6 protein-coding genes are annotated in these 8,800 nt (G+C 70.8%); 2 read left to right on the plus strand and 4 right to left on the minus strand.

The window, feature by feature from the left end:
* The first annotated feature begins 88 nt into the window (after positions 1-88).
* Together D7X32_RS41130 and D7X32_RS41135 are read left to right on the plus strand one after the other, a co-directional pair.
* Positions 89-1,114 carry a 23S rRNA (cytidine(2498)-2'-O)-methyltransferase RlmM gene (locus D7X32_RS41130; protein WP_120607973.1) on the plus strand — a complete coding sequence of 342 codons (1,026 nt, stop codon included), beginning with the start codon at positions 89-91 and terminating at the stop codon, positions 1,112-1,114.
* An 89-nt stretch (positions 1,115-1,203) separates the two neighbouring features.
* Positions 1,204-1,908: a diguanylate cyclase domain-containing protein gene (locus tag D7X32_RS41135; protein WP_120607974.1), complete on the plus strand. Its 705-nt coding sequence runs from the start codon at positions 1,204-1,206 to the stop codon at positions 1,906-1,908.
* 14 nt (positions 1,909-1,922) lie between these two features.
* Here D7X32_RS41135 and D7X32_RS41140 read toward each other — a convergent pair whose 3' ends face one another.
* From D7X32_RS41140 to D7X32_RS41155, 4 genes are all read right to left on the minus strand, one after another.
* Positions 1,923-2,840 (minus strand): M23 family metallopeptidase, encoded by a 918-nt coding sequence (locus tag D7X32_RS41140; RefSeq protein WP_120607975.1) that lies wholly within the window; start codon positions 2,838-2,840, stop codon positions 1,923-1,925.
* 226 nt (positions 2,841-3,066) lie between these two features.
* Complete coding sequence (locus D7X32_RS41145) at positions 3,067-3,867, minus strand: Stp1/IreP family PP2C-type Ser/Thr phosphatase (RefSeq protein ID WP_120607977.1); 801 nt, start codon at positions 3,865-3,867, stop codon at positions 3,067-3,069.
* Positions 3,868-3,974: 107 nt separating this feature from the next.
* Entirely contained in the window at positions 3,975-5,711 is a 1,737-nt protein-coding gene (gene recN, locus D7X32_RS41150; protein ID WP_120607976.1) for a DNA repair protein RecN, read from the minus strand.
* A gap of 169 nt (positions 5,712-5,880) precedes the next feature.
* On the minus strand, positions 5,881-8,757 hold the full coding sequence (locus D7X32_RS41155) for a DEAD/DEAH box helicase (protein ID WP_244239467.1): 2,877 nt from the start codon (positions 8,755-8,757) through the stop codon (positions 5,881-5,883).
* Between the last annotated feature and the right edge of the window lie 43 nt (positions 8,758-8,800).

The following is an 8,800-nucleotide window of genomic DNA, read 5'->3' on the forward strand; positions in this document are numbered from 1 at the left end:
ACCCCGTGCCGGTGGCCCCGGACGCTCCGCCCCGGCCCCCATCGCCTCACCCGCGCCGCGCATCCCACCTCGGGCGCGCGTGCCATCCATGCCCACACAGACGCTGGCGGCCCAGCCGGGCCGGTGGCTGTGGACCTGCCGGGAGGGCTTCGAGTCGCACCTGTTCGAGGAGCTGGCCTGGGCCGGCGCGGGCCCCCGCCTCCTGGGGCCGGCCCTGGTGGAGTCCGAGCAGCGGCCGGAGGTCCCCCCCGCCTTTGGCCGGGCGGTGGAGCGGGTCATCGCCACCTGGGCACCTCCGGGTGGAGCGCAGGTGCCGGTGGAGGACATCCGGGCCGCCATGTCCGGGCTGCCCTCGCGCGTGCCCTGGCTCGTCCGGGCCTACACGCCGGACAGCGCGAAGGGCAACACGCAGGCGGGCCGTGCCGAGGCGCTGGAGGCCACGGTGCGCGCGGCGCTTCCCTCGGGGCGCGTCCTGGAGGACGACGGCCGGGCGCGCGAGGCGGGCGCCCTGCTGGTGGGCCTGTGCGTCGCGCCGGATGGAGTGCTGATGCTGGGCGCGGTGAGTGCCCGCGAGGCCCTGTCGCTCGCGCCAGGCGGGCGGCGGCGGATGAAGCGCGCGGGCGAGTCCCCCTCCCGCGCGGCGATGAAGCTGGAGGAGGCACTGGACGGGCTGGCGCATGAGCCGGGGCGCGGCGACGTCTGCGTGGACCTGGGCGCGGCGCCGGGCGGCTGGACGCAGCGGCTGGTGGCGCGCGGGGCGCGGGTGGTGGCGGTGGACCCGGCGAAGCTGATGCCGGAGCTGGCGAAGAATCCCCGCGTCCAGCACGTGCAGGAGAGCGCCTTCGCCTACGCCCCGGAGGAGTCCGCGGACTGGCTCTTCTGCGACATGGCGTGGCGGCCATTGGAGGTGGCGCAGCTGCTGGCCAAGTGGGGCCGGCGCCGTTTGGCGCGCAACCTGGTGGCCAACATCAAGCTGCCCATGAAGGACAAGAACCCGCTGCTCCTGCGGGTGCGCCAGATCCTCGTGGACGACGGGGGCTGGGAGGGCCTCACCGTCCGCCAGCTCTACCATGACCGGGACGAGGTGACCGTCACGGCCCATCGGATGCGCTGAGGGCTCCGCATGCGCTGAGGGCGGCCAGGAGGGCGCAGGGAGAAGCTTTCCTGCGCCCGGGGCGGGTCCGCGCTACACACGCGGACACGATGCCCTACTCACTCGACGACGCCACCGCCACCGCCCTCGTCGCCCTCCACCCGCGGGCCGCGCGCCCCGGGCACGCCCAGGAGGCGCCGCAGGCCGCCGCCCAGGAGCTCGTCGCCGCCGAGCAGCGCCGCCGCGGTCAGCCGGACGCCACCGGCGCCATGCACGTGCTGGCGCTCACGCAGGGCACGCTCCTCAAGGAGGAGTTCGACCTGTCCACGCACGCGCACCACGACGGCTGGCGCGTGGGCGCGGTGATGGTGGACGTGAAGGAGATGATCCACTTCAACGCGCGCTTCGGCTTCCCCGCCGGGGACGCGCTGCTCAAGGCCACCGTGGCGTCGCTGGCCGCGCAGTACCCGGGCGCGCGCATCGTGCGCTTCCAGCCGGACGGCTTCGCGGTGCTGCTGCTGCCCACGTCCCAGCTCACCGTGCGCGAGGACAGCGCGGAAGAGACTCAAGCGAAGCTGGCGGAGGACCTGCGCCCCGCGCTGCCTCCGGGTGCCTCGGCCACCGACGTGCCGGGCTTCACCGTGGCGCTGCTGGAGCTGACGGTGCACCAGCCGTCGCACTGGCAGGTGCTGGGGCCGCTCCTGTGGGCGGAGGTGGAGCGGGCCTACATCATGGAGCGCACCGGGCGGACACACGGCCTGCAGCGGCGGCGCCTGCGCCTGGATGCGTTCCTCCCGGAGCCGGAAGGAACCTGACGGTTACTCAGCGCCTACTCCTCAAGGATGAACTTGCGCGGGTTCTGCGGCACGCCGTTCACGCGCACCTCGTAGTGCAGGTGCGGGCCGGTGGAGCGGCCCGTGTTGCCCACGTTCGCGATGGACGCGCCGCGCTTCACCCGGTCCCCGGCCTTCACGAGGATCTTGGACAGGTGGCCGTAGCGCGTCTTGATGCCGTAGCCGTGGTCGATGACGAGCACGTTGCCGTACCCGCCCTCCAGCCCCGCGAACACCACCGTGCCGTCCGACGGCGCGGTGACTTCCTTGCCGTGCGGCGCCGCGATGTCCAGGCCCGCGTGCGTCACGCGGTCCGCCGTGTACGGGTCCAGGCGCTGACCAAAATCGCTGGTCACCCAGCCGCGCGCCGGCCACACCGACGGCGTGGAGGCCAACAGCGACTTCTGGTCCTGGAAGTAGGCCTGCAGGTCCTGGAGGCTCAGCTCCTGGCGGGTGGCCTCCGCGGAGAGGCGGTCCAGCCGGCCCAGCAGCACCTTGGGCGTGTCCGTGGTGGTCAGCTGCGTGAACTGCGTGTCCGTCGCGGGCACCGTGGTGCCGGTCTCCGGCTCCGTGGGGCCCATGGCCAGGTTGCGCTGCGGATCCGACAGCAGCGTCACCGCGCGCAGCTTCTGGTCGAAACGCTCCACGCGGTCCAGCGTCGAACCGATGTGCTCGATGCGCTCACGCACCGACTTCAGCTGGGAGCGCAGCGTGAGGTTCTCCTCACGCAGGATGCGGTTCTCCGACGCGTCCGCCGCCACCTGGAGGTAGTGGATGCTCGCACCGGCGCCCAGGCCCGCCACCAGCATCAGGCCCATGCCCACCTGAACCAGCCAGGAGCGCTGGATGGTGTAGCGCTTCACCGGAGCGTCGTGGTCCGGGATGACCATCAGCGTGAAGGACTTTTTGGCCACGGACCACTCCTGGGGAAATCTCTTTCGCAACGTGGGACTTCCGGCGCCAGAAGCTAAGTCGCTCCCCGCGCTCGCAACACCTCCCCCACCCGCCGCCCCTCCCGCACCGTCACCCACTGATGATTCTCAATGGATGGAAAGGTTGGGGCAGCTATCATCCGCATTTGAAGAGTGTCAAGGTCAACAGACTCCGGGGCACGCCCCAACGCGCCCCAAAGCCCGGGCCCTACCCGCCCTGCATGCGCACCACGATGACGCTGATGTTGTCGTCGCCGCCGCGTTCGTTGGCCAGGTCGATGAGGTGCTTGGGCACCTCGTCCAGGTTCGGATGGCGCGCGACGGTGTCGTGGATCTCCCGGTCCTCGAGCATGTTCGCGAGGCCGTCCGAGCAGAGCAGGAACACGTCGCCGGGCTCGGACACGAGCCCCATGACGTCCACCTGCACCTCCTCCTCGAAGCCGACGGAGCGGGTGATGATGTTCTTGTACCGGGAGTGCTTGGCCTCCTCCGGTGTGATCATCCCCGCCTTGATCTGCTCGTTGACCAGCGAGTGGTCCTCGGAGATCTGCTGAATGAGGTCCCCGCGGATGAGGTACGCGCGACTGTCACCCACGTGGGCGAAGAAGGCGTGCTCGTCGCGGACCACCAGGGAGATGACTGTCGTGCCCATGCCGGAGAGGCGCGCGTCATCCTGGGCGGTGAGGTAGATGGCCTGACAGGCCTTCTCCACCGCGCCCCGGAGCGCTTCCGGTATGGGCGAATCCTGGAGGTTGGGAACGCTGACGAAGGGGTTTTCACGCCCTTCACGCGCGCGCCTCAGCTCTTTGTCGATGGTCTCGACGGCGATGCGCGACGCGGTACCGCCACCCGCGTGCCCACCCATGCCGTCCGCCACGACGTAGAGCTGGAGCTCATCGTCAATGAGGAAGCTGTCCTCGTTGTGATTGCGCTTGCGCCCGACGTCCGTCAGGCCAGCGGAGATGACTTTATGGCGGGGGGCCGCGGTCTGCCCTGCGGTGCTGGACACGCGCCGGATGCTATGTGAGCCCATTAGTGGGGGCAAGGACGCGCACGAAAACTCGCGGTGCGTCATGCCCCTCCCCCTGGGTCACCCCTACCTTTCGGGCCCCCATTTCAGGCCGTCCGGCGCAGCCGCCCCCGGGGGCTATTGCCTTCCGGGCCGACTTCCCGGCGCGCGCGGGGCGTGGCCCGATGGGCCGAACGCACCAGCGCCTCCGCCGCGCCCAGCGCCTCGCGGGTGACTTCCACGCCCGACATCATGCGCGCCAGCTCCTGGGTGCGCTCGGCGCCGGCCGCGAGCGGCAGCACCTGGGACACGGTGCGCTCGCCCTTCACGCTCTTCTTGATGAGCAGGTGTGCGTCCGCGTAGGCGGCCACCTGGGGCAGGTGCGTGATGCACAGCACCTGCCGGTGGGAGCTGACCTCGCGAATCATCCGCCCCACCACGTCCGCGATGGCGCCGCTCACGCCCGCGTCCGCCTCGTCCAGGATGTAGCAGCCGCAGGCGTCGCTGTCCGCCAGTGCACGTTTGAGCGCGAGCAGCAGCCGGCTCGCCTCGCCGCCCGAGGCCACCTTGGCCAGGGGCCGCGCCGGTTCACCCGGGTTGGCGCTGAAGAAGAACTCCACCTCGTCCAGGCCGTCCGGACGCAGCGACTCCCCGGCGGTGACGCGCACCTCGAAGGCGGCCTTGCCCATGGCCAGCCCCCCCAGGCCCTCGCGCACCTGCTGGGAGAAGGCCCCCGCGGAGGCCTTGCGCGCGCGGGACAGCGCCAGCGCCGCCTTGCGCGCCCGCTCCTCCACGCGCTTCCTCTCCTGGTTCAGCTCCTCCAGGATTTCGCGCCGGTTCTCCAGCGTGCCCAGCTCCGTCTCCAGCTCGCCGCGCTTCTTGAGGACGCCGTCCAGCGTCACGCCATGCTTGCGGCACAGCCGCTTGAGCGCGTCCAGCCGATCCTCCACCTCGCCCAGCCGCCCGGGGTCGGACTCCAGCCCCTCCACGTAGCGGTTGAGCTGGCGCGCGGCCTCTTCCAGCTCCGACAGCGCGGTGCTGAGCGACTGCGCCACGGGCGCGAGCGTCGCGTCGCACTTGACGCCCTCGTGCACCAGGCCCAGCGCGCGTCCGACGATCTCCACCGCGGACGGCGCTTCACCCGCCACCAGCAGTTCGGCCTCCGCGCCCTGGCGCTTGAGCTTCTGCGCGCTGCCCAGCCGCCGGCGCTCCGCGTCCAGCTTCACGTCCTCGCCTGCCTCCGGATCCAGGCGCGTGATTTCGTCCAGCTGGAAGCGCAGGAACTCCGCGCGCTCGCGCACCTTGGCGTCGTCTCCGCCCAGCGCGTCCATGCGGGTGTCCACTTCGCGCAGGTTCGCCCACTCGCGGCCGTACGCGGCCAGCGCGTCCTCCAGGTGGCCGTACTTGTCGAGCAGCACCCGGTGCAGCCCGGAGTCGAAGAGGCTCACGTGCTCATGCTGGCCGGCGATGTCCACCGCGCCCCGCGTGAGCTTCCCCAGCACGCCCAGCGTCACCAGCGCGCCGTTGACGTAGACCTTTCCGCGCCCGGTGCGCCCGAGCACGCGGCGCACGAGCACTTCCTCCCCCAGGTCCGGCAGCCCCAGGTCCTCCAGCCGTGAGGCCAGCACCGGTGTCCGGGCGAACACGCCCTCCACCGCCGCGTCCTCGCAGCCCGCCCGGATGACGTCCGCATCCGCCCTTCCCCCAAGAAGGAGGCCCAGCGCGTCCACCAGAATGGACTTGCCGGCCCCTGTCTCACCCGTGAGGACGGTGAGGCCCGCGCCGAACGCGACCTCCACCTCCTCAATCACCGCAACGTTCGAAATCCGAAGACCCAGCAGCACCTGCGCCCTCCGCGGTCCGTACGACGGCCCCAACACCTGAACACCCTAGCAGGTCTTGCTGACACTGCACAGGTGTTCGGGTCGTGCGGACGGTGGGAGGGCGAGTGGGAGGGCGAGTGGGAGGGCGTGGCCTGTTGGAGCCACAACCGTCTCCCACTCCCGGGTCGCATCAGATTTCGGTGAACAGCTCCTGGATGTCCTGTTCGGTGAGGTTGCGGCCCATGTCGTCCCCGTCCGTGCCCAGCACGCCGGCGGCGAGGTCGCGCTTGCGGCGCTGGAGGCTCAAGATCTTCTCCTCCACCGTGCCGCGGGTGATCAGCTTGTAGCTGATGACCGCGCGCGTCTGACCGATGCGGTGCGTACGGTCCGTGGCCTGGTCCTCGACGGCGGGGTTCCACCACGGGTCGAAGTGGATGACGTAGTCCGCGGCGGTGAGGTTCAAGCCGGTGCCGCCCGCCTTGAGGCTGATGAAGAAGAGCGGCGGGCCGTCAGGGCGGTTGTACTCGTCCACCTTGCCCATGCGGTCCTTGGTGCGGCCGTCCAGGTAGAGGTAGCGCAGGCCGCGCTTGTCGGCCTCCTGCTTCAGGAGCTCCAGCATCTCCGTGAACTGGCTGAAGACGAGGGCGCGGTGGCCCTCGGCGACCAGGTCGTCCACCAGCTGCATGAAGCGCTCGAGCTTCGCGCTGGACGGCAGCAGCGTGCCGGGCGGCATCTTGAGCAGGCGCGGATCGCAGCACACCTGACGCAGCCGCATCAGCGCCGCGAGGATGGACACGCGGCTGCGCTTGAAGCCCACCTTCTCGATGGACTCGTGCACCTTGCGGCGGCTCTCCTCCAGCACCTCGCGGTAGAGCGCGGCCTGGCCGGGCTCCATCTCGCACCACGCGACGCTCTCCGTCTTCGGCGGCAGGTCCTTGGCCACCTCCGTCTTGAGGCGGCGCATGATGAAGGGCTGGATGCGCCGTCGCAGCCGGTCCTTCGCGACGGGGTCGTTGGCCACCTGGATGGGCTGCTCGTAGCGGTCGCTGAAGCCTTCCGCGCTGCCCAGGAAGCCGGGCATGAGGAAGTCGAAGATGCTCCAGAGCTCCGACAGCCGGTTCTCCAACGGCGTACCGGTGAGCGCGAGGCGCGTCTCGCTGGGCAGCGACTTGCACGCCTGCGCGGTGGCGCTGTCCGCGTTCTTGATGTTCTGCGCCTCGTCCAGGATGACGTAGCGGAAGCCCACCTGGGACAGCTGCTCCAGGTCGCGGCGCACCAGCGCGTACGACGTGAGCACCAGGTCCATCTCCTTCAGGTCTTCCGCGCGCTCACGGCGGTCCTGCCCGTGCCACACCATGGCCTTGAGGCCCGGCGTGAAGCGCTCCGCTTCGCGCTCCCAGTTGGCGAGCACGCTCGTGGGCGCGACCACCAGGGACGGCTTGCGGCCCTCGTCGTTGGCCACCTTCTGCATCAGGCTCAGGGACTGGATGGTCTTTCCCAGACCCATGTCGTCCGCGAGGATGCCGGACAGCCCGTGGCGCCGCAGGAACCAGAGCCAGGACAGGCCCGCCTCCTGGTAGTGGCGCAGCGTGGCCTGCAGTCCTTCCGGAACGGCCACCTTCGGCACGCCGGCGGACTCGCGCAGCGCGAGCATGGCCTGACGGGCCTTGGCCTCCACCTCGGTGAACTCGCCCAGGTCCGCGAGCAGGTCCAACGCCACCGCCTGGTGCAGCGGCAGCCGCGTGCGCGTGCGGCCCGGCATGGCGCCGGCCTCCTCCAGGAGGTCCGCCACGCGCTTGATCTCCGCGACGTCCGCCTCCGCGAAGGAGCCGTCCTTCAGCGGAATGAACTTGCGCCCGGAGTCCAGCCACATGCGCACGGCGCCCAGGTCCACGGCCTGGTCGTCGGTGACGAACTCCGCGTCCAGGTCGAACCACTGCACGCCGCTCATGCCCACGCGGATGCGTGGCTTGAGCTTCGGGCGCAGCCGCACCTTGGGCGCCTGCACGCCGTAGCGCTCCCACTCGGCGGGAAGACCCGCCAGGCCCCGCGCCCAGAACTCCAGGGCCACGTCACCCGACGCGTCGAACGCCTGCGAGGCCTGATCAAACCGCAGGCCCTGATCGAGCAGCAGCTTGCCCGCGCCGCGCTCCACCTCGTCGCGGCGCCGGTACAGCTTGCGCGCGTCCTCGCCCACCCCGCTGGCGTAGCCCAGGTGCGTGGCCGTGGGGGACACCGCCACCGTCGTCTGGCCGTAGCGCGCGGCCAGTTGCACCTTCACGCGCTCGGCGGCGCCCTCCAGCGTGAGGACGAAGCGCGGCTCCACCGACTCGTCGACCTCGATGTCGTCCGCCTTCAGCGACATGCGGAAGCGCGGCAGGTGCGCGGCGAAGAACGTCAGCACCCGGTCCAGCTGTCCGGCCGGGAAGGCCATGGTCGGTTCCAGCAGCCACTTGCGGAGCAGGCGCGGCGGGAAGTCCGGCTCCACGGCGTGGAGGTTCTGCGCCTGGATGACATACGTGCGCCGGCCCGCGAGGACGATGACGTCCTTGAGCGGGTAGCCCACGCCATCCGGGAACAGCAGTTCAATCTGCGCGGTGGCGCCGTCCGGACGCGACTCCAGGTGGATCTGCGGCCGCACGGGCGCTTCCATGTAGACGAGCGGCGTGCCCCGGTAGATGACCCGGCGCTGGCGCAACAGCTCCAGCACCTCGCACAGGTCCTCGTCGGACAGGACGATGCGCGAGTCGTAGCGGTGCTCATGGCGCGACAGCACCATGAAGATGCGCTCGTCCGCGGGCGCGATGCGGCTGCCCGCCTGGAGCAGGCGCTTCACGTGCACGGGCCCCTTGGTCTGCGCGTCCTGACGACGCACGTCCACGACCCAGTGGCGGCCGTTGGAGCCACCCGCACCGGTGTTGGCGGGGGTGAGCCGGTAGAGGAACTCGTAGTCGGGCAGCGACGACAGGCCCAGCCAGCTCTCCACCTTGGCGAGCGCGGGCAGGCTGACGCCTTCCATTCCCGGCGCGCCGCCTCCGGGAATCTCCACCTCGTCGTCCGGAGCCATGTCTTCGGGTTCCGGCGGCGGAGGCGGGGGTGCGGCCTTTTGC

Source organism: Corallococcus carmarthensis (assembly GCF_003611695.1).
Taxonomy (GTDB): Bacteria; Myxococcota; Myxococcia; order Myxococcales; family Myxococcaceae; genus Corallococcus; species Corallococcus carmarthensis.